The organism is Nitrospirillum viridazoti CBAmc (assembly GCF_000730165.1).
In the GTDB taxonomy this organism is placed as follows: Bacteria; Pseudomonadota; Alphaproteobacteria; order Azospirillales; family Azospirillaceae; genus Nitrospirillum; species Nitrospirillum viridazoti.
In genome coordinates this window covers 1,179,793-1,203,687 of the sequence record NZ_CP022112.1, presented here as the reverse complement: position 1 = coordinate 1,203,687, position 23,895 = coordinate 1,179,793, and the positions used below count along the sequence as shown (strand labels likewise).

The following is a 23,895-nucleotide window of genomic DNA, read 5'->3' as shown; positions in this document are numbered from 1 at the left end:
CGACCGAAGGGGAACTCCTGATCAGGAAAATCTCTTGAAGAACAGCCTTTTAACGCCCTCCGCCAGCATGAGGTAGACCACGATGGCCCCGACCAGGAACAGATAGAAGGCGGGCGGTGGCGCGACCAGTCCGAACAGCCCTCCCAAGGGGGTCAGCGGCAGCAGCGCGGCCAGCGCCGCCGTGGACACGGCCAACCCGGCCAACAGGGGATGGGGCCGGCCGCGCCAGGGTGCGCGGGGCGTGCGGATGACGAAGATCACCAGCACCTGTGTCGCCAGGCTCTCGATGAACCAGCCGGTCTGGAACAGGGCCTCGTGGGCATGCAACAGGTGCAGCAGGACGTAAAAGGTCAGGAAGTCGAACAGAGAGCTGACCGGGCCCAGCACCAGCATGAAGCGCAGGATCAGGGGCAGGTTCCAGTGCACCGGCCGCGTCAGCGCCTCCTCCTCCACGCGGTCGAAGGGGATGCCCGCCTCCGACGCGTCATAGAGCAGGTTGTTCAGCAGAACCTGCACTGGCAGCATGGGCAGGAAGGGCAGGAACAAGGCCGCGCCGGCCATGCTGAACATGTTGCCGAAATTGGAACTGCTGCCCATCAGGACGTACTTGGTGACGTTCAGGACCGTGCGCCGCCCCTCCAGCACGGCCTCGTGCACGACGGAAAGATCCTGGTCCAACAGGATAAGGCTGGCGGCCTCCTTGGCCACGTCGGCGGCGCTATCCACGGAAATGCCGACATCGGCGGCGTGCAGGGCGGCGGCGTCGTTGACCCCATCCCCCATGAAACCCACGACGTGCCCAGCCCGGCGGCAGGCTGACAGCACACGCTCCTTCTGCTGCGGCGTCACGCGGCAGAAGACGTTCACCTGTTTCAGCCGCGCGTGTAACGCCTCACTGTTCAGGGCCTGCAGTTCCTCGCCCGTCAACAGTCCGGTGATGGGCAGGTTCAGCTGCGCGCACAGGTGCCGGGTGACCGCCTCGGTGTCGCCGGTCAATATCTTGATGTCGACGCCGGATCGCGCAAGCGTGGTCACGGCGGCCGTGGCGCTGGCCTTGGGCGGATCCAGGAAGGCGAGATGCCCTTCGAAGACCAGGTCGTGTTCATCGGCGCGGTCGATGTGTTGGCGGTCCGGCGGCAGCGGCCGGGTGGCGACGGCCAGCACGCGATAGCCGTCATGGCCCAGCGACTGGAATTGGGCACCCAGCCGCGCCTGGGCCTCCTCATCCAAGGGGCGAAGCGTTCCCCCCGGTCCGCGCCACTGGCCGGACAGCCGCACCATGTCCTCCGGCGCGCCTTTGACCACCAGCAGTTTGGTTCCATGGTTTTCCGCCAGGACCGACACGCGCCGGCGCTCGAAATCGAAAGGTACCTCGTCGCACTTCCGCCAAGCGGTCATGTCGATCTGGCCATGGGCCAGGATGGCCTCGTCCATGGGGCTGTGCAGGCCGGTTTCAAACCGGCTGTTGATGTAGGCCAGCTCGAAAAGGCGGGGGTCATCCTTCCCCTCACCATCCAGCGTGCGCACCAGTTGGATGGCGGCCTGGGTCAGTGTTCCCGTCTTGTCGGTGCACAGCACATCCATGGCGCCGACATTGTGCATGGACGCCAGCCGCTTGACGATCACCCTGCGCTTGGCCAGCCGCAGGGCGCCGCGCGCCAGGGTCACCGTGACGATCATGGGCAGCAGTTCGGGCGTCAGCCCCACCGCCAGGGCCAGCGCGAACATCAGGGAGTCCAGCCAGGGGCGGTGGAACAGGGAATTCACCGCCAGCACGAACAGGACCAGGAAAAAGGTGAGCCGCAGAATCAGGAAGCCGAACCGGCGGACCCCGGTTTCAAAAGCCGTCGGTGGCGCCGCCGATTGCAGGCTGCGGCTCATCTGTCCGAACAGGGTGGCGCCGCCCGTCTGGCAGACGACGGCCGTGGCGCTGCCGGCGAGGACGGAGGTGCCCATGAACAGGCAGGCGGTCGCCTCCCCAGGCGCGCCGGTGAGCAGGGGCCCCTGGTCCGCGCGCTTCTCCACCGGGTAGGGCTCACCCGTCAGGATGGCCTGGTTCACGAACAGGTCGCGCGCTTCCAGCAGGCGGCAGTCGGCAGGGACCAGGTCGCCAGCCGCCAGCCGCACCACGTCACCCGGCACCAGTTGCTCCAGCGGCACGGTCGTCTCATGGCCGTCGCGCCATAGCTGGACCCGCACGGCGACGGTGCGGCGCAGGGCTTCCACCGCTGCTTCGGCCTGCCGCTCCTGAATGAAGTCCAGCACGACGCTCAGCAAGACGACGGCCAGGACGATGACGAAGCTGGAGGTGTTGCCGGTGGCCGCCGACAGGGCGCTGGCGAACAGCAGGATCAACACCAGCGGATTGGCGAAACGGGCCAGGAAGTCCAGCCAAGCGGGTCGCCGGCGGCGGTCCAACGCCTGGTTGGGCCCCCACCGCAGTAGTCGTTGCTCCGCCTCCGCCGTCATGAGGCCACCGGCATCGGCCGGCAGTGCCGCCAACAGGTCGGCCAGCGGCAAGGCCCAGATGGCGGGCGGGCAGGTGTTCAACATGGCCCCCTGCATGGTCCCACTGCGGCACCGTACGCCATCAGAGCCTCCTCCTGATGTTCTCGACCCTGCAAGGGCCGGGGACCCTAGTGGGCCAGCAAGGCCGGTATCGGCGTTTTGGTCAGGATGTCCCGGGTGACGCCGCCCAACGCCCATTCCCGCAGGCGGGAATGGCTGTAGGCGCCCGCCACGATCAGGCCGGCGTTCAGCAGCTCCGCCTCGTTGAACAGCCCGGCGGCGACAGTGTCCCATTTGCCCAGCCGCCGGATCTCGGCGGCCACGTCATGCCGCTCCAGATAGCTGGCCAGATCGCGGTCGCCGGGAACCTCCTCCGGCCCGTCGGTGGCGACGGTGGCGATGACGACCTCTTTTGCCTGGCGGAGAAACGGCATGGCCTGCGCCACCGCGTTCGCCGCTTCGCGGCTGTTTTTCCAGGCGACGAGAATGGTATCCATGGGGCGCAGCCGCAAAGGGTCCTCTTCCGGAATGACGAACACGCCGCGGCCCGATCCGAACAGCGCCGCCTCCACCACGGTGCTGGCGCGGTTCGGTTTGTCGATGCGGTAAGGGGTGCGTACCACCATCAGGTCCGCCGTCTGGGCCTGGGCCATGACGACATCGCCGACATTCGCCGCGATACAGTCGAAGCGGCGCAGGTCATGGGATGCGGAGAGCTTTGCAAATCGCCGCTCCAGCGCGTGTTCGACCGACCGGCACTGTGTTCGGGTCTCATCAAGCCGTTGGGACATCAAGCTCCGGCTGATGGCGTAGTGGGAGATGCCGACCGGCGGTTCTGGCAGGAGATTGAGGTAAAGGCCCCGGATGTGGGCCTGATGCATACCCGCCAGATGGTCGGCATGGATGATCCGGCTTTCGTCGTCGGCGCTGCCGTCCAGATGGACGAGAATTTCCTTGATCATCACGCCCGCCCTCATTCCATGCAGCGGCCGGAGAGGGGTTCCCAACCGTGAATTGCAATCTGACGCAAATTGGCGGCTGGGACCTTGATGCATCTCAACCAATCCCGGCTAGGAGGCACATAAAACCTAGGCTGGCCACAGGCGGGGCGTCTCGGACGCAATGGATAATAAGGTAAATCAAGACGGCATTATTTTAATTTGAATAAAAAAAGTTTATTAAAAATAAATAAATTTCAGTAGACTCCATAAGTCTATTATTGGATTAGCGGGAAAATTGTTTTGATACGCACCAAATTAATAGCACATGTTGTGCTTCTTTAAAAACAAAACACAACACACTGTCACTTTAGTATTTATCTAACGTGTATGTATATCTTTAATCATAGATCTTGGCCTCCTGTGACAATAAATTGAATTGTCTCCGATGACTTCCCGTCGACGCGTCAAAGGGAGAACTGAATGATGGGTTTCTCCAATTCACAGGAATCGCATCTCGCCGACCTGCCTACCGCCTTGACCATCGCCGACTCCATTCGACACCACAATCTGCCTGGCGCCTTCACAGAGCCCGTCGCTTATGCCAAGGAACAAAGCATCTTGAGTGAAGGGGAACTGGCGACGGACATCCACATCGTCGTGTCCGGTGCGGTTCGGCTGTTCAAGATGATGCCGGACGGCCGGCGTCAGATCATCGGCTTCGCATTTCCGGGTGACATGCTCGGTCTGTCGCTGGACGATCGTTATCTGCATTCCGCCGAGGCGATCTCGCCGGTCATCCTGCGCCATATGGGCCGCCGGCAACTGGCCGCGCTGCTGGAACGCGACCATGGGCTGCGCAAGGCTCTGCTGGCCTGGACGATGACGGAGTTGCAGATCGCCCAGGACCAGATGCTGCTGCTGGGGCGCAAAGACGCCACGGAGCGGCTCTCATCGTTCCTGCTCACCCTTCTGCAGCGGCGGAACCATTCCACCGAAGACCGTCACCTGCCGCTGGCCATGACAAGGACGGATATCGCCGATTATCTGGGTCTGACGATGGAAACGGTGTCCCGCACCATTTCCCTGCTCAAAGGCAGGCGGCTCATCCGACCCCTGGCCGACCATTCCATTGAGCTTCTGAACGTCCCGGGCCTGCAGGACCTTGCCGCCGGCAACGCGATTACCGTCCAGCTGGACCCGTAGCGGCCTGCGAAGGCCTGACCCATCCGGTATTTGAGACCTATCCGGTATTTCAGAAAGGAGGCGCGCCATGAAGGCCAGCGATCAACCGGCGGTGCCATCGCGAGGGCGCCGTATTTCCGGCCGGGCCCAAAATCCCGCGTCGAATGACCCCTATCATTCCGTTGAAAAGATGCCGGACGGCACCTGTTGCCCCGATTGCGGCGCGGTTTTCAGCGAAGGCCGCTGGCATTGGGGGGAGTGCGCCGCCCTGGGGCCGGCGCAGACATGTCCGGCATGCCGGCGGATCAGGGAAGGCGCCGCCGGGGGCATACTCACCCTGAAGGGGGAGTTCGTGCGGGCGAAGCAGCAGGAACTGCTCAGCCTCATCCACCATCAGGAGGAACTGGAAAAGGCCGAGCACGCCTTGAACCGCATCATGGACATCGCGGTGGATGACGATGGGATCACCGTCCGCACCACGGATCCGCGCCTGGCCTGCCGCATGGGTGACGCGCTGGAACGGGCCTATGAAGGCGCCCTGGAAATCCATCATGACGAAGATGGGTTCTTCGCAAGGGTGGCTTGGGAACGCGCCTGACGTGGCGGTGGCCGGCGTGTCTCAGCGATCGCGCCGGTCACCCATCAACTGCAGCAGTGCCAGGAACAGGTTGATGAAATCCAGATACAGCGCCAGCGCACCCATGAGGGCCAGCTTTTCCCGCGCCGTGCTGGCGGCCCAGTGCCAGTAAAGTTCCTTGATGCGCTGGGTGTCCCAGGCCGTAAGGCCGGTGAATACGATCACCCCGCCGACGGACAGCGCAAACTGCAGCCCGGTCGAACCCAGGAACAGGTTGACCACCCCGGCGATCAGGATGCCGACCAGCCCCATCATCATGAAGGCGCCCAACCGTGTCAGGTCGCGCCCGGTCGTGTAGCCCCAGAGGCTCATGGCCAGGAACATGGCTGCGGCGATGAAGAAGACGCGGGTGATGCTGGTGGCGGTGTAGACCAGGAAGACGCCGGCCAAGGACAGGCCCATGGCCACGGCGTAAACCCAGAACAAGGCGCGCGTCGCCCCCAGGCTGAGTCGCTGGAAGCCGAAGCTGAACACCAGGGCCAGGGCGAGCGGCGCCAGCAGGACCAGCCATAGCCAGGCGGAATGGGCGATGACGGCGTAAAAGCCGGACTGGATGGCCAGAAGGGCGGTGGCGCCGGTTACGGCCAGACCCAGACCCATATGGCGATAGACGGACAGCATATAGCGCCGCAGGCCGCCGCCGTCCGTCTGATCCAGGGCCATGTCCCGCCATACGAACTGTTCAGACATGTCTTCCTCCTCCACTGGTCGTCCGGATGTCGGCCATCGCCGCCCGACAGATCAGAAGTCGGTGGGCGGGTGGTCGTGCGCGCTATCGCCGACCTCACCGACCAGCACCTCGGTGGTGATCAGCAGGCCGGCGACCGACGCGGCGTCCTGCAGGGCCAGCCGCACCACCTTGACCGGATCGATGATCCCAGCCGCCATCAGGTCGGTGTATTGGCCGCGCTGGGCGTCGTAGCCGAAGTTGGGGCTGCCGGCCGCCAGCAGCCGGCCGACCACGACGGCGCCGTCCGTGCCGGCGTTTCCCGCTATGTCGCGGATGGGGCGCTCCAGCGCCCGACGGACGATGTCCACGCCCACGCGCTGGTCCTGGTTTTCCGTATCCAGGGCGGACAACGCCCGGGTGGCGTAGAGCAGGGCCACGCCCCCACCGGCCACGATGCCCTCCGCCACCGCGGCGCGGGTGGCGTGGACGGCGTCATCCACGCGGTCGTGGCGCTCCTTCACCTCCAGTTCCGTGGCGCCGCCGACGCGGATGACCGCCACGCCGCCGGACAGCTTGGCCAGCCGTTCCTTCAACTTGTCCTTGTCGTAGGTTGAGGTGGCGGTCGCCACCTGGTCGCGCAGCTGGGCGCATCGGGCCTCGATGGCCGCCTCGGCGCCGGCGCCGTCGATGATGGTCGTCTCCTTCTGGGTGATGACGACACGCCGCGCCCGGCCCAGCATGGCCAGCGTCACGCTGTCCAGATTCATGCCCAGGTCGCCGCTGATCACCTGCCCGCCGGTGACGATGGCGATGTCCTCCAGCTGCGCACGCCGGCGGTCGCCATAGCCGGGCGCCTTGACGGCCGCGACCCTCAGGCCCCCGCGCAGGCGGTTGACCACCAGGGTGGCCAGGACGTCCTGTTCCACATCCTCGGCGACGATCAGCAGGCTGCGGCCGGCCTTCATTACCTCCTCCAGCAGGGGCACCAGCTGCTGGATACCGGCCAGTCGCTTCTCATGGAGCAGGAGATAGGGCTCCTCCAACGTGCAGGTCATCTTCTCCGGGTCGGTCATGAAATAGGGGGAGATGTAGCCCTGGTCGAACTGCAGTCCCTCCACCGCGTCCAGCGCCGTGTCCAGCGATTGCGCATCCTCGATGGTGATGGCGCCCTCGCGGCCCACGCGGGCGATGGCGTCCGCCACCAGCTGGCCGATCACCCGGTCGCCGTTGGCCGAAACGGTGCCGACCTGCACGATCTCCTCCTGTGTGTCGACCGGCTTGGCCCGCTTCTTGATGTCGGCTACGGCGGCGGCGGTCGCCAAATCTATGCCGCGCTTGAGGTCCATGGGGTTCAGGCCGGCGGCGATGGCCTTCACGCCCTCGTGCAGGATGGCCTGCGCCAGGACGGTGGCGGTGGTCGTGCCGTCGCCCACCTCGTCCCCCGTCTTGGCCGCGACCTCGCGCACCATCTCCGCGCCCATGTTCTCGAACACGCCGGGCAGGGTGATGGCTCGGGCCACGGTCACGCCGTCGTTGGTCACCCTGGCGGGGCCGAAGCCTTGCTTGATCAGGACAGTGCGGCCCTTGGGGCCCAGTGTGGCCTTGACTGCCCGGGCCAGGACGTCCGCGCCGTGCAGCAGTTGAGCGCGGGCTTCATCGCCGAAACGTAGATCGGTATGGCTCATGGCTGTTCTCCCTAGGCTGGCGTGGGGGCGGTGGGCGAGCGTCAGTCGCCCGCCACAGCCAGTTCATTGAGCACTTCCCGCGTCCCGGGCGCGGACCAGGCGGCCCAGGCCGCCGCTTCACGTTCGTAGAGGCTGTGGACGGTGCCGGTCAGGGTGACGACCCCGTCGGCGACCATGACGGCGACCTGCCCGGCATCGATCAGGGCGTTGCGTCGCAGGGCGGCCTCGATCCGCTGCTGCACATCAGCGGGACTGACGACGGCGGGCCTCAGGGTCAGGGCGTTGACCACCATGCGTACGCCCGGGATGTCACGCACCTCCGCGGCCGCGATCTCGCGCTGCCCATGGTTTTCGACCTGGCCGGTCAGCATGACGCCGCCGTTTTCCACCGAAACCTTGATGGCTTCGGCTGGAATGCCGGTTCGCCAGCTGAGGCGGGCGACGGCGGCGGTGGCGATGTCCGCGTCATCAGGCCATAGCGGGTCCGTCAGCTGGACGTGCATATCCTGGACCAGCGCGCGCACCCCGCGCACGCGGCGGACCGCTTCCGCCGCCGCATGCTTTTCCGCGAAGCTGGTGACGTGGCCCGTCAGCGTGACGACGCCATGGTCGACGGACACGCCGATGTGGGCGGGGTTCACAAACGGCTCCCAGTCCAACTCGGCCAGGATGTCCTTCTGCAACTGCTTGTCGTTCATGCCGCTTCTCCGCCGCCACTATTCCCGCGGGTCGCCACTCAGGGTTCGACCTGGATCAGGTTGTTGACCTCGGTGACGCCGGGGGCGCCCCAGGCTGCGCGTTCCGCGATGTCATGTTCCTGCCAGCTGCGCACGCGTCCGCGCAGCGTCACCACGGGGCCGTCGGCGGTGACACTGAGGTGGTCCGCCGCCAGGTTGGCGTTGCGGCGGAAGGCGGCCTCGATCTTGTCATGGACATCGGCCAGGCTCGCCTGGCTGGATACGATAAGGTGGTTGTCCACCCGCACGATGCCGTGCAGCCGATGTACGTTACGCTCCGCCTCCATGCGGTCGAAGAAATGCTCCACCGTGCCCTCCAGGGTCAGCACGCCGGCGGTCACGGTGATCTTCACGCGCGGGGCGACCTGGGGGCAGGACCAGTGCAGGATGTCCACGGCGCGCTTGGCGATTTCATCGTCGTGCCATTTGCGGTCGGCGGGCAGGCGGACCTCGATTTCATTGGCGACCGCGCCCACGCCCCGAACCCGCCGCGCCGCGGCGACGGCCGCCCGCTTCTCCGCCCAACTCGTCACGTGGCCGGTGAGCGTGACGACGGCGCCCTCCGCCGCCACCCCGATATGGCTGGCGTCCAGGTGGGGGTCCCAGGCCAGCTCAGCCATCACATCCAGCTGTAAGGTCTTGTCGTCGCTCATCTTTATCTCCTGTGTGAGGGGTTGCGTCCGGGGAATCACCGTGTTCCGCCACGGTCTGATGGCGAAGCCGGAGCTTGGCGGCCAAAGAGGGCACGCGCCGGAAGCCGTCCATGAAGCCGGGCGCCGGTTCCGCCAGTGTTTTCTGGGCACGGCGCAGCAGCAGGCGGGCCGCCGCCATGCGGCGCGCGGCGATGGCGGGGTCGGATTGCCGGCGCGCGGAGGCCGCGGCGGCGTAGGCCATGGTGCCCAGCCGAACCGCCATGAGCAGCGGCATGACCCTGAGGCTGGCGGAATCGCCCGTCAGCTCGATGTATTGGCGCAAGGCCGCGTCCAGGAGCGAGGTCAGGCCCCGCCGGCGCAGGTCGGCCAGCAGGAAGGCCAAGTCGTACAGCGTGTCGACGCAGCCGATGTCGTCGCTGAACTCGATGCCGTCGAACAGGGTGACGCGACCCTTGTACAGGCAGATGTTCGCCAGCCGCAGGTCGCCATGGCCCCGCTTGACGAAGCCGGTGGTGCGGCGGTGCTCCAGCAAGTCGGCGACGGTGGTCAGCCTCATCTGGCACTCGTCGTGCAGCGCCATGGCCAGGGTGCAGCCCTTGAGGTCCAGGTGCTTCAGTCCCTCCTGCAGGTTACGGGCGATGGCCCGTCGCACGCCGTCGGCGCCGCCCCAGGTGGTCGTGGTCTCGGCGATCGCGTGCAGGCTGGCCAGCTCCGCCGCGGCGTGGCGCACCAGGGCGGCGGACAGGCGCCCCTCGCGGGCCATGGCGTCGAACAGGTCCCGGCCGTTGAAGCGCCGCATCACCACCACCCAATCGACCGGAGGCCCCTGGCCATCGAACTCCAGACCGCCGCCCGGCGCACGGGTGATGGCGCGGATGGTCAGATAGAGATCCGGGGCCGTCCGTATGTTCAGGGCGATCTCTCGCCGGCACGCCCTCTCGCGCTTTTCCAGGGTGCTGTAGTCAAGCGCCGAGAAAATGAGGGCGTGCTTGAGCTTGTAGGCGTAGCCGTCGACCAGGAAGACGCTGGAGCAATGGGTGGTGATCCGTTCCACAGCGGGCGTGCCGCCATAGGAATGTGGGTTGCACAGGAAGGCCAAGACCTCGGACTGGGCGGTGAAATCGGCCATGTCATGGCTCCACGTCGACCAGGTTGTGCACCCGTGCCACGCCGGGCACGGCCCAGGTGATATGCTCCGCCAGGGTGCGCAGCGGCCAGTTATCGACACGGCCGCGGAGGGTCACCTCCGACCCGGTCCCGCTCACGCTCAACCATTGCAGGGACAGCAGGGAGTGGCGGCGCAGGGCGGCGCTCACCACGAAGGCCAGGGGGACGTCCGGCAACCTGGGCACCGGTAACGTCCCCTTCCTCCCCTGAAGGGCGGGGGATGGGGTGTCTGCGGTGGTAAGGGCCGGGCTGCGAGGCATGGCATTGTCTCTCCAGGCGTGCCGGTTTGGCGGTTCAGTGGCTCATGTCCCGGCGCGTAGGCGGCGGATGGCGGCGGCAATCAGGGGGCTGGTGTCCAGGATCGTCAGCTTGCGGTCGCTCAAGGGCGGCCTTTCGACGGGCGTGACCGAGTTGGTCACCACCACGCTGTCCACCTCGTCGCTGAACAGCGTGGCCGCGCCGCCATTGAACAGGCCGTGCGTGGCCGCGATGTGGACCAGGCGGGCCCCGCCCAGGCGGCAGGCGCGGGCGGCGCGCACCATGGTGGCCCCGGTGCTGATCATGTCATCCAGGATGATCACGGCCCGGTCCTTGACGTCGCCCATGAGCGCGCCGCCGGTGATGAAGCCGCCGCTGCGGTTCTTCTCGACGAAGCCGCTGTCGACGGCGCGGCCGGCGGCCGCCTGCAGCGCCTGGCGGAACCGTTCCGCCCGCTTCGCGCCCCCGGTGTCGGGAGAGACGACGGTCACCGGCAGGTCCCGGGCCAGGCCCCGGAAATGGTCCGCGAACAGGCCCGCCGTCTCCAGATGGATGAAGGGCCGGCGGAAGGCGTTCTCGGCGGCGGCCGGGTTGTGCACCTCCAGCGCCATGACGCGGTCCACGCCCATGGCCTCCAGCATCGTGGCCACATAGCGCATGGTCACGGGGTCGAACGGCTGGGTGCGCCTGTCCTTGCGGGCATAGCAGAGATAGGGGGCGGTCAGCGTCACGCTGGCGGCGTCGTTGTCCTTCAGGCAGGCGATCAGGAAGGCCAGGCGGCACAGACGGTCGTGGACGCTGGCCGCGCCATCGCCGTGCAGCGACTGCACGACATGGACGTCGTGGCCGGCCACATCGACCAGCGGACGGATCTTCACCTCCCCGTCCTCGAAGCGCCGCTCTTCCAGGGGGAAGGGCGACAGGGCGAGATGGGTGGCCACGCCCTGGGCGTAGTCGTGGCTGTCCTGCAAGGCCAGGATGGTGAGCGGGCGCGCGGTCATGGCAATCCCCCGATATTGGATTTCAAGATCGCCGGGCGGCCTCAATGGGCCAACAGGGCGGGGATCGGCGTTCTCGTCAGGATGTCCCGGGTGACGCCGCCCAACACCCATTCCCTCAGGCGGGAATGTCCGTAGGCCCCGGCCACCAGCAGGCCGGCACCCAGCCGCTCAGCCTCGTTGAACAGCGCTTCGGAGGCGTTGCGCCATTCGCGCAAGTGGCGAAGCTCGACCTTCACGCCATGCCGGTCCAGATAGCGCGCCAGGTCGGCGCCCGGTTCCTCGCCCGTGGCCTCCGGCGGCCGGCCATCCTCCACCATCGCGGCCACCACCTGGGTCGCCGCTTGCAGGAAGGGCATGGCCCGGCTGACCGCGTTGGCGGCTTCCCGGCTGTCGGTCCAGGCGACCAGGACGGTGTCCAGGGGACGGATGCGCACCGGCTCTTCATCCGGTACCACGAACACGCCGCGACCGGATCCGAACAGGGCGGCCTCCACGATCTCCGGGGCCCGCCCCGGCATGGCGAAACCGGGCCGGTAGGGGGTGCGCACCACCATCAGGTCGGCGGTCCGGGCCTGGTTGGCCACGATGCCTTCCACTCCCCCGGCCAGGATATCGAAACGGCGGAGGTCATAGGGAACGCTCAGCCTGTCCAGCCGGGTCCGCAGGGCCTCCTCGGTCTTGTCCACCTGGGCCTTGAACTGGGCCATCTGTTCCGATGCCACGTCCCGGCTGATGGCATATTGGGGCAGGTTCAGGATGATTTCCGGCAGCAGCACGCAATAGAGCCCGCGAATATGGGCGCCACGCGCCGCGGCCAGGTATTCCGCATAAGCGATGCGGGCCTCGTCGTCAGGCGTACCGTCAAGATGAACGATGATTTCTTTGATCATGACGCCGGCCCTCATCTTCAGGGGAAGCGGCCTGTCCACGCCAGGGCGCGGTGCCGGGTCGCCAGCACGGTTTGAGTATTGCCCTCATCCCGTGCGGCCGCCTTGATGCAAGTCAACGAGGCCCATCTTGTGGGACGTACGCAAATGGAACAGACGGGAGGAGGCTGGTGGTGGTCTTCGTGGCATCGGTCATCTTCATGGTGGGGACTGCTCCGCCCCCGCTGCCGTATCCGGAGACTTCAGGATGGGAACAGGCAGGCCGTTGCGACTTGAAAGGATGTCGTCGACCAGCCCCCAATCCACCCGGTCCACGGCATCGCCCGCCAGGCGGGCGATCCACAGCCGGGTGTCCATGGTCGATTGGGCCGACAGGTGCGGGACGAAGGTGCCGTTCCGCTCTATCTCGTCCGCTTGGTCGCGGTCGGGATGGGCCTCCAGATAAAGCTCGCCATCGATCCATCCCAGCTTGACCGGCTGATCCACCATCACGACCCGCGTGCCTATGCCCACCTGGGGGAAAAGGCGCGCGATGTCCTCCGGATACAGGCGGATGCAGCCGTGGCTGACGCGCCGGCCCACGCCGTCGGGCTTGTTCGTCCCGTGCACGGCATAGGCTGGCCACGACATGTCCAGGGCGAAGGCGCCGAGGGGATTGTCCGGCCCTGGACCCACCGAACGGGGAAGCTCGGGATGCTCCGCCCGAACCGTGGGCGGTGGTGTCCAAACCGGATTGACCCTTTTGCCGCGGATATGGCCTTCGCCCATGGGCTCGGGGTAGGGATCCGCCGCGCTGCCAATGGGCATGCTGGTCGGTTCCCCATTGGCCGGTAGCCAGTACAGGCGGAAGTCGCCCAGGTTGATGATGATCAGTGACCGGCGGGCGGGGGCGGGCGGCACATCCGGCAAAAGATGCGCCAGGGGCAACAGCACCACGGCACCGGGGCGGGGCTGCCAAGGGTCGATGTCCGGGTTCACCGCGCGCACCTCGACATAGCCGAGGTCGAAGCGGCGGGCGACATCCATCAAGGTCTCGCTGGGGGATTCTATGCGATAGGCGGCGGTTTCGCCGATCAAGGTGCCGGCCAACACCGGGTGCCAGTGGGGGAGAAGCGCGAGCAGGGCGGCCACCCCCACAAATCGCCAACCAGTGGGCCAGCCAGCGGGCCGGCCGCGAATGGGCCGGCCCGACCTGGGTTTGGTCATTTGCGCAGGTTCCGCTGGAAGATCTTGTCGATCTTGTCGGCGGCCGCGTTGGCCTTGGCGGCGGCTTCCTGTGCGGCGGCGGCGGCGGCTTGGGCGGCGGTGGCGGCCTGGGCGGCGCTGGCGGCAGCCTGGTCTGCGGCGGCCTTGGCCGCCGCCGCCGTGGCCTGCGCCTGTTCGGCGACGGCCTTGGTGTTGGCCAGCAGGGCCTTGTCCTGCTCGCTCAAGGAGGTGCAGCCGGCCAGCAAGGTGCCGCCGATCACGAGCACCGAGAAGGTTTTCAGCATGGTCAATTCTCCTGCATGGAATGGGGCCCCGCGCTGGCGAGGCAGCGGTGTCAGACGAACGGGAATCCAAGCGGCTACGGAGACGTGTGGTCGCGGCGGCTCTTCGACTGACTGCTCAAGGCCTCGAGAGGCTCGAAACCGCCTAGCCGCCAATGAGGACTTTAAGGGAATGCCGGATGCGGCACCTTGAGTTGGATCAAGTCGAGACAATGGCCGTGATTACTTCATTTTTCTAAAAAGCCCGCAATCTCATGGCATCACGAAGTCGTGGCCCGGAGCGAAGGCGTTCAGGAACCAACGTTGTGCCAGGACCGCGACGGTTTCGAGGGCGCCAGGCTCTTCGAACAGGTGGGTCGCGTCCGGTATGACCTCGACACGATGTGGGCAGCGCAGATGGCGCGCCGCGGAGCGGTTGAGGTCCAGCACCTCGGCATCGGCGCCGCCGACGATCAGCAGGGTGGGGGCCGCGACGGCGGGCAGGGCCGTGCCGGCGAGATCCGGCCGTCCCCCTCGCGAGACCACGGCGGCAATCGTGTCGGCAAGGCCGGCGGCGGCAACCAGGGCCGCGGCGGCGCCCGTGCTGGCGCCGAAATAGCCGATGGGAAGCCCGCGCGTCACCTCCTGCGCGGCTATCCAGTCCGTCGTTATCGTGAGGCGCCGTGCCAGCAGGCCGATGTCGAAAACGCGGCGCCTGTCGCCTTCTTCCTCCTCGCTCAGCAGATCGAACAGCAGGGTGGCGATGCCGGCGCGATTCAGTTCACTGGCGACGAAACCGTTGCGCGGGCTGTGACGGCTGCTGCCGCTGCCGTGGGCGAACAGCACGACGCCGTGCGGGTAATCCGGGATGCGGAGCATAGCCTCGCCATCCAGGGGCGGGACCCGGACGACGTGGGATTGCACCATGAGATCGGCGCCGGAAGGGAGGTGGGTCATGATGCCGTTCCCGTCGGCGGGCGTGGGGGCGGCCGTTCGCCCGTCGCCCGGGGCCCGTCGTGAAGCAGGGCCATCACTTCCTCGTCGCTCACCTGCTGGAAGTCGACGTAGTGGTATCCGACGGCCACGAGGGTTTCGGTAGGCTTAAGGCAGGCGATCTCGTCCGCCTCCGCCGCCAGCGGCCCCAGGGACTGTGTGGCGGCCACGGGCACGGCCACCACCACAGCAGCGGCGTGCCGCTGGCGGGCGGCGCGCACGGCGGCCCGCATGGTGGCGCCGGTGGCGATGCCGTCGTCCACCAGGATGGCGGTCTTGCCGGCCAGGTCGGGGGCGGGCCGGCCATCCCGGTACAGGCGGCGCCGTCGGTCCAGCTCCCGCGTCTCGCCGGCGATGACCCGGTCCACCTCGGTTGGGGAGATCCGCAGGGCGGACAAGGTCGCTTCATCCAGCACGACGACCGGTTCGCCGCCTTCGGGACCTTCGGTGATGGCGCCCATAGCGATTTCGGGCTCGATGGGAACGCCCAGCTTGCGGACCAGCATCACCTCCAACGGCACGCCCAGGGCATGGGCGACCTGATACGCGACGGGCACGCCACCCCGGGGCAGGGCCAGGACCACCGTGTTCACGCCCTTGAGGCCTGCCAAGCGGCCGGCCAGGCGTTGACCGGCGTCGCGTCTGTCCATGAACCGCATGGAGTGATCCTCATCTAGAGGCGCTGGTGCAGGAATTCGCTGACCACGGGCCGCACCTGCTCCCGCCAGACGGTGCCGTGAAAAAGGTCGAAATGCCCGGCACCGGGGAGAAGACGGTGGCCGCGCCTGTCCTGGGGGATGCCGGGGCACAAGTCATGGGCCACCCGGCATTGTCCCGGGCCGGCGATATCGTCTCGGCCGCCTTCGATGGTCAGCAGGGCGGTGTCGCGGACGGCGCTGGTGTCCACCGGCAGGTCGAACCAGGTCATCCTGCCCTGCGGCAGGGCACGGGCATGGTAGACGGTGCCGATGACGTCCAGGAAAAACTCCGCCGGCACGTCGATCAGGGCCCCCAGGCTGGGCAGGAAGGGATGCTCCGCGGGATCCAGGCCATCGTCATGCAGCATCTTGGCCAGGATGTCGCATCCGTCGGCCAGATGACGGTTCAGATAGGACCAGAGCACCTTCTCCTGGGTCGCCCTGGCGTAGACCGGGCGCCCCGCGCCAGGCCGGCCGGGCCCGACGGCGGTGATCGCGTTTTGGCGGAACCAATCCAGGGAATGACCGGTGGCGAAGCGGTCGCCGGGCGTGGGGTTGGTCCGGGGATCGATCTTGCCGCCGATCAGGACCAGGCTACGCGGCTTGTGCAAGGTCCGGCTGGAGGCCAGCAGGGCGGTGGCGGCAAGGGCCGGCAAGGCCGATTGGCACAGGCCGATAAGGTCGACCTCCTCCCCCAGATCCTGAATGGCTTCCAGCACCTGTGACAGGCAGTGAGCCAAGCCGAAGCCGCCGCATGCGGCAGGCACTTCCGCCGCGTCGCGCCATTCCAGCAGATGCAGATCGGTTTCCCCGGCCAAGTCCGCGACCATGTCGTACATGAGGCGGGGGTTGACGCCTGACAATGGCGCGACCAGCAGCGCGCGCGGCCGGGACGCCGGTGCCAAATCGCCGCCGGTGTGAAAGCGCATCAGGCGCGCGAACGCGCCGTCCCGCAGGACCTCCTCCGTGAAGGCATCCTGGCTGGCTGGTCTGTCGCGCGGCGAAGGCAATGGTTCCGGCATGCTCTCCTCCATTGGGGGACGGGGGCAGGCAACGCGGACGCTGATGGCATTGGCTGATCAGGCGCGCCATCACGGGCGGCCAAGATCGTTAAGCATATTGGGGCTTATCGTTGGCTGACGACATTGACCTAGCGCAAGGATGGAATGCCCAACTCGGCTATTCTCACCACGGGCGTGGCGGGATGGCGCCTGGAAACGCCCGACGGCGAAACGCCCGAGAGCGCATTCCAGAAAAAATCAGAGGCTGGCAATGACCCCGCCTCTCCACTCGTCCTATACGCATGGCTATGTGTGGGTTGCTGCCTGCACGCCCCCTATCGCCGTCGCCAATCCCCCTCATGGCGATTGGCGGGCGCCCAGCGGCGGCGGCGGCGCGGCCTGGTTACAGGAACTGGCGACCCGCGGACCTTGAACCGACGGCGGCCCATGAACGGAGGCACGGGATGGAAGGTCCGCTTCTGACTGATCTCTACCAGTTCAGCATGCTCGACGCCTACTGGGCCCAGGACATGACCGAGACCGCGGTCTTCGAATTCTTCGTACGCCGGCTTCCGGCCCGCCGCGGCTTCCTGATGGCGGCCGGCCTTGAGCAGGTGATCGACTATCTGGAAACGCTGTGCTTTGGCGCGGAGGAGATTGGGCAACTTAGGCGATGCGGACGTTTTGGCGATGACTTCCTGGACCCGCTGGCGGCGTTCCGCTTCACGGGTGATGTCGATGCCTTGCCGGAGGGAACCATCTTCTTCGCGGACGAACCTGTCATCCGGGTGACGGCACCGTTACCGCAAGCGCAGTTGGTGGAAAGCCGGCTGGTCAATCTGCTTCATTTCCAGACGCTGGTCGCATCAAAGGCGGCGCGCATGGTGCTGGCGGCGCCGGGGAAGCGGTTGGTGGATTTCGGCATGCGCCGGGCCCATGGCGCGGAGGCCGCGCTGCTGGCCGCCCGCGCCTGCTATCTCGCCGGATTCGATGGAACAGCCACGCTGGCGGCGGGCATTCGCTTCGACATTCCTGTCTTCGGCACGATGGCTCATTCCTTCATTCAGGCCCATGACAGCGAGGCGGAGGCGTTCGAACATTTCGCCCGCGCGCGGCCGCAGGGCGTGACCCTATTGATCGATACCTACGATACCGAACGGGCGGCGGAACTCGTCACCCGCGTGGCCCCCCGCCTCAAAGCAGATGGTATCGCCATCCAGGCGGTGCGTCTCGACAGTGGCGACCTGGGGGGCCATGCGCGCAAGGTCCGCGCCATCCTCGATGTGGCCGGGCTGCACGAAATCTCGATTTTCGCCAGCGGCGGGTTGGATGAAGACCAATTGGCTGCATTCACCCGGGGCCAGGTGCCCATCGATGGCTACGGTATCGGCACTTGCCTCACCACCTCGTACGACGCGCCGGCGCTCGATTGCGCCTACAAACTTCAGGAATATGGCGGCGTGCCCCGCCGCAAACAGTCGGAAGGAAAGGCCACTTGGCCAGGGCGCAAGCAGGTGTGGCGGCGCTTGCGGGATGGCCGCATGGCGGGCGATCTCCTGGCCCAGCATGGTGCGCCTCATCGCGGATACCCGTTGCTGCGGCCGGTCATGCGCGATGGCCGGCGCATTGGAGGGCCGCCATCGTTGGATACGGCGCGTGAGCATGCGTCGGCGGAACTCAGGAGCTTGCCTGTCTCTTTGAAGGCGCTTCTTCCCACGAGCTATCCGGTCGAGGTCGACATGTCGCTGAAGCTTCTGGCGGCTGAATGTGATCAGCGTATCGCAGAAGGGACCTGTACTTTGTGGGTATGAAGATGTCCGGACTGGATTTTCCAGATAAATCAATTAAATGCGGCGATTCTTTAAAATGAATATATAAATTGTCGCAATGAAAGTTGAGAAAGATCAAGGCCGCCAACCGCCCAATACAGAAAAATGCGGCTGCCTGCCGCCGGTGGGCCCAGCAGATGAATGGAGATGGTGATGCCCGACACCGAAATCGATGTGAAGACGGTCCCGGCCGTCCGCGAACCCGCCACCGATCTGTGGCATTCGTTCCGCAGCGAGGTCGACCGTCTGTTCGAACGCTTCGACGGGGGATTCAAACTACCGTCGATGGCACGCATATTCGACACGACCCCCACCATTCAAACCAGCTTTGAATTCTCAGTGCCGGCCGTGGATGTGAATGAAGACGACAAGGCCTATAAGATCACGGCCGAGTTGCCCGGCCTGGATGAAAAGCACATCGAGGTCTCCCTCTTCGGTGACCGCCTGATCCTGAAGGGCGAGAAGCGGCAAGAGCGGAAGGAAAAGGACAAGGACCACTTCCTGTCGGAACGGGCCTATGGTTCCTTCCAGCGGTCCTTCCGGTTGCCGGAGGGTGTCGACGTGGAAAATATCAGCGCCACCATGGCCAAGGGCGTGCTGGAAATCGTCCTGCCCAAGACCGCTGAAGCGCAGAAGCAGCAGAAGAAGATCCAGGTCAAGGCCGCGTGACGGCCCGTGCCGGCGGTGGCGAGCCCATTCCCCGTCACCGCCGGAATCCGGCTATGGGGCCCGCTATGTGGGGAGGTGGCGACAGCATGGCACCTGAAAATATGCCAATGGCCGAGCCGTTTCTGGGCGAGCTGCAGAATCTCGTTCGCGCCCATTACCCGCTCATCCACATCAGCACGCATGAAGAAGACCGTTGCCTGACGGCCATCCGGCTGTTGGCCGCGCAGATGGATAAGAAAGTTTTCCTCTGGAGCACCAGTCGCGGATGCCATGCAATGGATCCGGCGGAAGACGTTCCGGCGGCAAGCAGATACAGGCTGGCGGACCTGACCGCTGCGATCGAGTTCTTTGAAAAGCAGGTGACGACCAAGGCGCGGGACGACAATGGTTTCATCTTCGTGCTGCTCGATCCCTTCCCCTATCTCAGCGATCGCAGCATCAATCCCATCTATCGTCGGCGCCTGCGCGATTTCGCCATCAGTATCCGGACGAAGAGTTATCAGGCCAGTTGCCTGGTCATTTCCCCCACGGGGGAAATGCCGGTCGAACTGGAAAAGGAAGTGACCGTCATCGACTTTCCCCTGCCCAGCCGGGCGGAGATTACAGGCTACATGAACAGCTTGCTGGACAGGCTGGGCACGCGCACGGCCATCACGGTGGATGATGATCCCGGCTTGACGGAGAAGCTGGTGGATGCGGCGCTTGGCTTGACCTTGGCGGAAATCGAGGGGGCGCTGGTCAAGGCTGTTGTGGAGGACACGCACCTCACGGCCGAGGCCGTGGACAAAATTTTCCGGCAAAAGCAGCAGATCGTGCGTAAGAGCGGTGTGTTGGACTATATCGACACCGGAAGCCTCGCCCTTTCGGAAATCGGCGGCTTGAAGGTCTTTAAGGAGTGGCTGCGCATCCGCGCTGCCACCTTTTCCCCGAAGGCGCGGGGTTTTGGCATAGAAGCGCCCAAGGGCGTCCTTCTCACCGGCATACCCGGATGCGGCAAATCCTGGGCGGCCAAATGCGTGGCCGCTTCCTGGCGTCTGCCATTGGTTCGCCTGGACATGGGAAAGATCTATTCCGCCCTGATCGGTTCGTCGGAGGAGCACATGCGCCACGCGATCCAGACGGCGGAGGCCATCGCGCCCTGCATTCTGTGGATCGACGAGATTGAAAAGGGCCTGCCACGGCCGCGCGGCTATATCGGTGACAGCGGGGTATCGCTGCGGGTGCTCGGGAAATTCCTGACCTGGATGCAGGAGAAGACCGCGCCCGTTTTCGTCTTCGCCACGGCCAACCAGATCGACCTGTTGCCGCCTGAGGTGTTGCGGAAAGGCCGGTTCGACGAGGTCTTCTTCGTCGATCTGCCGAGTTCCGCCGAGCGGCGCGAAATCCTGCGTATCCACCTGAGCCGGGTGGGACGCGATCCGCAACAGCTCGACCTGGAAGAATTGGTTCGCCTGTCCGGGCCCGAGTTCCTGGGGGACAGCTTGAGCCTGACGGGTGCCGAATTGGCCGCGTGGATCAACGAGGCGCTGATCCATGCGTTTGATCGGGGGGCGGACGACCTGATGATGGACGACTTCCGCCTGATCGCGCGGCAGACGGTGCCGCTGGCGCAGATGCGGCAAGAGGAGATCCGTGAAATGCGGGAGTGGGCATCGATGCACGCCATGGACGCTTCCGCCGCGATCCACCGTCGCTCACAGCTGACCCCGGAACTGGGGGTCCTGGAAGGGGGGGCGTCCGCCGGCGGCCTGCCGTCTGGCGAGCTGAAGGACGTTGCCGCTCCCGATCCTTGAGGGCGGCGGGAACTCAAACAAAGGCCTCGCGCCACAGGGAGGAACCATGGACGGTCTGACACACCACGTCGCTTATCAACGCCCCGATGAGCCCTCATCACGGCTTGGCGGTCCTAGTCCGCTCATCAATCGCCAGGGAAGGGGGACGTCCCTCCTTATCGAGGCGAGTGTCGATGACATGCTTGCCGATCCCATCTTTCACGAGATCATGCGGCGAGATGGAGTTTCGGCCGATGATATCCGCACGCTGATGGCGTCCCTGCGCCGCCCGGTGGACTGAGACCGGTGAGGGGAACCGGTGCAACCTGGATGAGTGCTTGGCTATCAGGCTGCGGATCAAAGCTCGCAGTAGATTTTGACCATGGCCGGATCGTTGCGCATATACCCCTGGCGTGGATGGTCGAAGGTTTCCTCCAACACGGTCGTGTCGCGCATCTCCTCAAGATGGAACAGCTTCCAGCCTTGCTCCAGGGACCGGCTGAAGCCGGAAACCTGATAGGCGCGCAGGACGGGGTGCCCGCCGTCCGCCACGCCGAAGGCGTACGGCTCCACGGTGCGGACGCCGCCACGATACCAGAACCGCAGGCGCCGGTGTTTATGGATGGCGTCACTGATTGTGTGCTCTTCCATGATGGAGCCTCGGATCAGGGGACAGTTTTGGCTTCGTGAGTCTTCACATCGCCCCGCTGCCGACGGGCGTGGTCTTCCAATTCCCGACGAACGGCATCGAAGGCATCCCCCACGGCCACCATGATGTCTTCATGAGCATGCCGCTGGGACGGATGCTGGTTGGCAACAATGTCCCGTCCGGGCACCGCCACGGTGATGCCGACCTGATGAAGCTTGCCTTGATGGTGCCGCCGGCCGCTGAATTCGACGACAACCCGGCAATGCAGGATCGGGTCGAAGAAGCGGAGGAGTTTCTGCGCCTTGTCCCGGATGTGCGCTTCCAGGGCGGGGGAGGGGTCCATGTTGTGGAAAATGATCTCCAACGGAAGTTCCATCTGCTCCTCCCTTCCCGCGTATGGGGTGATCCCCAACGTAAGCGAAGGCCGGCCTTTCCGCTTTGAGCTGAGTCACCTTACGGAGAAGTCCGTCGCGCGGGTGTTGAAGGAGAAGAATTTTGGCGGTTTGACGAAGGCGTTGACGTCCACGCCCTTCGCCAGCCGGGGCTTGCCGTCCAGGTAGAAGTCCTTGCCCCGAAGCGCGACGCTCTGCGCCGCCAGCACGGGCGTCGACATCAGCAGGACCAGCAGGAAGGCGACTACCCTCATCAGAACCACCTTGGGGCTGGCATATGAGGCCGGACACGCCGCTGTTGGCTTGCGGGACAACGGCGTTTCAGGTGCGCCCTATTTGTCGCCCACGATGCGGGCGCGGCCAGGGGACTGGCGACGGAAGGCGGAATAGTACTTTGCCATCGCCTTGCTGGGGGCCGCCAGCCGCGCCAGCAGCTGGCTGCGGAAACCGATGGCGAGGGCGTCCTGCGGCTCGGCGCCGGCGAGGGTCGCCGTGGGATGTTTGACCCAGGTGGGGATGGCCGGCTCGGCCGGGATGAGGCCCAGTTCGCGTCCGGTGTCTGCGAACAGGGAGAGGGCGTGGTCGATCTGGCTGCGGCTGTGGGCGGCGCTGACGCTGGAGCGGAGCAGGGCGAGGCCCTTGGGCGTGGCGGGGGGGAGGCTGACGTTGGTGTAGAGGCCGGCCTCCAGCAGCCGGGTCCAGAAAGCGAAGGCCGTCTTGGGATCGGGCATGATGGCGGAGACGACGGGGCTGGCCTCTGGCCCGACATGGAAGCCCAGGTCGCCGAGGCCGGCATGGAAGCGGCGGGCGTTGTCCATCAGCTGCTGGCGCAGCGCCGGGCGGTGGCGCAGCTGGTTCAGCGCCTCCGTCACCGCCGCCACCACGGCCGGGGGCAGGGAGGCGGTGAACATGTAGGGCCGGCTGGCGACGCGCAGGATGTCGAATCCGTCCATGTCGCTGACGCAGAAGCCGCCGATGCCGCCCAGGCTCTTGGAGAAGGTGCCGACGACGAAGTCGACCTCATCCTCGACGCCGGCCGCCTCGGCCAGTCCGCGCCCGGTGCGCCCCAGGACGCCCAGGGAATGGGCCTCGTCCACCACCAGGTAGGCGCCCCACTTGCGCTTGACCTCGACGAACTCGCGCAAGGGGGCGGTGTCGCCCAGCATGGAATAGATGCCCTCGACGACGATGACCTTGTCGCCGGGGGTGTCGGCCAGACGGCGCAGGCGGTTGTCCAGGTCGTCGGGGTCGTTGTGGCGGAAACGGGTGACCTGGGCGTGGCCCAGGCGGGAGCCGTCATAGATGCTGGCGTGGCTGTCGGCGTCCAGGATCAGGTGGTCGTCCTTGCCGGCCAGGGCGGAGAGGATGCCCAGGTTGGCCTGATAGCCGGTGGAGAACACCATGCAGTGCTGCCGGCCGTAGAAGTCGGCCAGGTGGCGTTCCAGCTGCCGGTGGCCGCCGTAGCTGCCGTTGGCGACGCGCGAGCCGGTGGTGCCGGCGCCCAGGCTGCGGGTCGCGGCGACGGCGGCGTCGATCACGTCGGGGTCGTAGGTCAACCCCAGGTAGTTGTTGGTGCCCAGCAGCAGGATGCGCCGGCCGGCGATCACCCCCTCGGTGGGGGAGAGCACCCGGTCGAAGCTGACGTTGAAGGGGTTGTAGCCGGTGGATTCCAGGCTCTCGAACTGCCCCATCAGGGGCGCGTACTTGTCGAAGAGGGCCATGGATCAGCGGCCGCCCTTAAGGTCCTGCGCCGCGGCGACGAGGTCGCCGACGGTCTTCACCTCGGCGATCCGATCCAGCGGGATGGAGATGTCGAGCGCATCCTCGATCTCCATCACGAAATCCATGACTGCAACCGAATCCAGACCGAGGCCTTCGGTGATGTTCGTATCATCCGAAAATTCGACGGGCCTATCCAGCGCGGCACGGAGGGCGTCGAAGACAAGCGACCGGATCTGCTCTGCGGAGTTCTGCATATCTTGGCATCGGAAACGTTATGAGGGGGAACGTTATGAGCGGACCCGATCGCATGGGCGACGGCTGCCCTTAATGGTGTCAGCGGCTTGAGCAGGCCGCGCTTCGCAGCCGGGTTCCTTGCCC

General features: G+C 65.9%; 26 protein-coding genes. 6 read left to right on the top strand and 20 right to left on the bottom strand.

Translation table 11 applies throughout. The features are described 5' to 3' along the window. Positions 1-21 precede the first annotated feature (21 nt). Together mgtA and Y958_RS26840 are read right to left on the bottom strand one after the other, a co-directional pair. Positions 22-2,553 (bottom strand): magnesium-translocating P-type ATPase, encoded by a 2,532-nt coding sequence (gene mgtA / locus Y958_RS26845; protein WP_088875265.1) that lies wholly within the window; start codon positions 2,551-2,553, stop codon positions 22-24. An 83-nt stretch (positions 2,554-2,636) separates the two neighbouring features. After that, positions 2,637-3,563, bottom strand: coding sequence for a universal stress protein (locus Y958_RS26840; RefSeq protein ID WP_244909620.1), 927 nt, complete (start codon positions 3,561-3,563; stop codon positions 2,637-2,639). Between the two features lie 366 nt (positions 3,564-3,929). Between Y958_RS26840 and Y958_RS26835 the strand changes: the two genes are divergently transcribed. After that, complete coding sequence (locus Y958_RS26835) at positions 3,930-4,652, top strand: cyclic nucleotide-binding domain-containing protein (protein WP_088874917.1); 723 nt, start codon at positions 3,930-3,932, stop codon at positions 4,650-4,652. Positions 4,653-4,719: 67 nt separating this feature from the next. Beyond that, the gene (locus Y958_RS32905) at positions 4,720-5,229 is read left to right on the top strand and encodes a BCAM0308 family protein (protein ID WP_281288774.1); all 510 of its coding nucleotides are present in this window, start codon (positions 4,720-4,722) and stop codon (positions 5,227-5,229) included. A 21-nt stretch (positions 5,230-5,250) separates the two neighbouring features. On the opposite strand, the gene Y958_RS26825 is transcribed toward Y958_RS32905, so the two are convergent. The 13 genes from Y958_RS26825 to Y958_RS26765 all read right to left on the bottom strand — a co-directional run bounded on the left by Y958_RS26825 (position 5,251) and on the right by Y958_RS26765 (position 16,505). Further along, positions 5,251-5,958, bottom strand: a complete 708-nt coding sequence (locus Y958_RS26825) for a Bax inhibitor-1/YccA family protein (RefSeq protein ID WP_040846462.1) — start codon at positions 5,956-5,958, stop codon at positions 5,251-5,253. Between the two features lie 51 nt (positions 5,959-6,009). Further along, positions 6,010-7,623 (bottom strand): chaperonin GroEL, encoded by a 1,614-nt coding sequence (gene groL, locus Y958_RS26820; protein ID WP_004272950.1) that lies wholly within the window; start codon positions 7,621-7,623, stop codon positions 6,010-6,012. 41 nt (positions 7,624-7,664) lie between these two features. Beyond that, positions 7,665-8,321, bottom strand: coding sequence for a BON domain-containing protein (locus Y958_RS26815; protein ID WP_088874915.1), 657 nt, complete (start codon positions 8,319-8,321; stop codon positions 7,665-7,667). 38 nt (positions 8,322-8,359) lie between these two features. Then, complete coding sequence (locus Y958_RS26810; RefSeq protein ID WP_088874914.1) at positions 8,360-9,013, bottom strand: BON domain-containing protein; 654 nt, start codon at positions 9,011-9,013, stop codon at positions 8,360-8,362. Next, positions 8,973-10,142, bottom strand: a complete 1,170-nt coding sequence (locus Y958_RS26805; RefSeq protein WP_088874913.1) for a phosphotransferase — start codon at positions 10,140-10,142, stop codon at positions 8,973-8,975. Before Y958_RS26805 ends, Y958_RS26810 begins: the two co-directional genes overlap by 41 nt. 1 nt (position 10,143) lies before the next feature. Beyond that, a complete protein-coding gene (locus Y958_RS26800) occupies positions 10,144-10,365 on the bottom strand; it encodes a BON domain-containing protein (protein WP_186291516.1) in 222 nt (73 codons plus the stop codon). A 117-nt stretch (positions 10,366-10,482) separates the two neighbouring features. Continuing rightward, the gene (locus Y958_RS26795; protein ID WP_088874911.1) at positions 10,483-11,439 is read right to left on the bottom strand and encodes a ribose-phosphate diphosphokinase; all 957 of its coding nucleotides are present in this window, start codon (positions 11,437-11,439) and stop codon (positions 10,483-10,485) included. 41 nt (positions 11,440-11,480) lie between these two features. Next, on the bottom strand, positions 11,481-12,329 hold the full coding sequence (locus Y958_RS26790) for a universal stress protein (protein ID WP_186291515.1): 849 nt from the start codon (positions 12,327-12,329) through the stop codon (positions 11,481-11,483). 195 nt (positions 12,330-12,524) lie between these two features. Then, positions 12,525-13,457, bottom strand: coding sequence for a L,D-transpeptidase family protein (locus tag Y958_RS26785; RefSeq protein ID WP_186291514.1), 933 nt, complete (start codon positions 13,455-13,457; stop codon positions 12,525-12,527). A 71-nt stretch (positions 13,458-13,528) separates the two neighbouring features. After that, the gene (locus tag Y958_RS26780) at positions 13,529-13,816 is read right to left on the bottom strand and encodes an alanine-zipper protein (protein ID WP_088874908.1); all 288 of its coding nucleotides are present in this window, start codon (positions 13,814-13,816) and stop codon (positions 13,529-13,531) included. A 249-nt stretch (positions 13,817-14,065) separates the two neighbouring features. Further along, positions 14,066-14,749: a dienelactone hydrolase family protein gene (locus Y958_RS26775; RefSeq protein WP_088874907.1), complete on the bottom strand. Its 684-nt coding sequence runs from the start codon at positions 14,747-14,749 to the stop codon at positions 14,066-14,068. Beyond that, positions 14,746-15,444, bottom strand: coding sequence for a phosphoribosyltransferase (locus tag Y958_RS26770; protein ID WP_088874906.1), 699 nt, complete (start codon positions 15,442-15,444; stop codon positions 14,746-14,748). The genes Y958_RS26775 and Y958_RS26770 overlap by 4 nt, the downstream gene beginning before the upstream one ends. Positions 15,445-15,458: 14 nt before the next feature. After that, entirely contained in the window at positions 15,459-16,505 is a 1,047-nt protein-coding gene (locus Y958_RS26765; RefSeq protein ID WP_186291513.1) for an alpha/beta hydrolase family protein, read from the bottom strand. A gap of 443 nt (positions 16,506-16,948) precedes the next feature. On the opposite strand from Y958_RS26765, the gene Y958_RS26760 reads away from it, so the two are divergent. The 4 genes from Y958_RS26760 to Y958_RS26745 all read left to right on the top strand — a co-directional run bounded on the left by Y958_RS26760 (position 16,949) and on the right by Y958_RS26745 (position 21,055). Further along, a complete protein-coding gene (locus tag Y958_RS26760) occupies positions 16,949-18,295 on the top strand; it encodes a nicotinate phosphoribosyltransferase (protein WP_088874904.1) in 1,347 nt (448 codons plus the stop codon). Positions 18,296-18,466: 171 nt separating this feature from the next. Beyond that, positions 18,467-18,982: an Hsp20/alpha crystallin family protein gene (locus Y958_RS26755; protein WP_198924872.1), complete on the top strand. Its 516-nt coding sequence runs from the start codon at positions 18,467-18,469 to the stop codon at positions 18,980-18,982. Between the two features lie 86 nt (positions 18,983-19,068). Next, complete coding sequence (locus Y958_RS26750; protein WP_186291512.1) at positions 19,069-20,775, top strand: AAA family ATPase; 1,707 nt, start codon at positions 19,069-19,071, stop codon at positions 20,773-20,775. 46 nt (positions 20,776-20,821) lie between these two features. Further along, positions 20,822-21,055, top strand: coding sequence for a hypothetical protein (locus tag Y958_RS26745; RefSeq protein ID WP_088874902.1), 234 nt, complete (start codon positions 20,822-20,824; stop codon positions 21,053-21,055). Between the two features lie 56 nt (positions 21,056-21,111). Here Y958_RS26745 and Y958_RS26740 read toward each other — a convergent pair whose 3' ends face one another. The 5 genes from Y958_RS26740 to Y958_RS26720 all read right to left on the bottom strand — a co-directional run bounded on the left by Y958_RS26740 (position 21,112) and on the right by Y958_RS26720 (position 23,771). Next, complete coding sequence (locus Y958_RS26740) at positions 21,112-21,405, bottom strand: WYL domain-containing protein (protein ID WP_088874901.1); 294 nt, start codon at positions 21,403-21,405, stop codon at positions 21,112-21,114. A 14-nt stretch (positions 21,406-21,419) separates the two neighbouring features. Next, a complete protein-coding gene (locus Y958_RS26735) occupies positions 21,420-21,779 on the bottom strand; it encodes an HPF/RaiA family ribosome-associated protein (protein WP_088874900.1) in 360 nt (119 codons plus the stop codon). A gap of 72 nt (positions 21,780-21,851) precedes the next feature. Next, on the bottom strand, positions 21,852-22,049 hold the full coding sequence (locus Y958_RS26730; protein WP_088874899.1) for a hypothetical protein: 198 nt from the start codon (positions 22,047-22,049) through the stop codon (positions 21,852-21,854). 78 nt (positions 22,050-22,127) lie between these two features. Further along, positions 22,128-23,516 (bottom strand): serine palmitoyltransferase, encoded by a 1,389-nt coding sequence (gene spt / locus Y958_RS26725; protein ID WP_088874898.1) that lies wholly within the window; start codon positions 23,514-23,516, stop codon positions 22,128-22,130. Between the two features lie 3 nt (positions 23,517-23,519). After that, entirely contained in the window at positions 23,520-23,771 is a 252-nt protein-coding gene (locus Y958_RS26720) for an acyl carrier protein (protein ID WP_088874897.1), read from the bottom strand. Positions 23,772-23,895 lie beyond the last annotated feature (124 nt).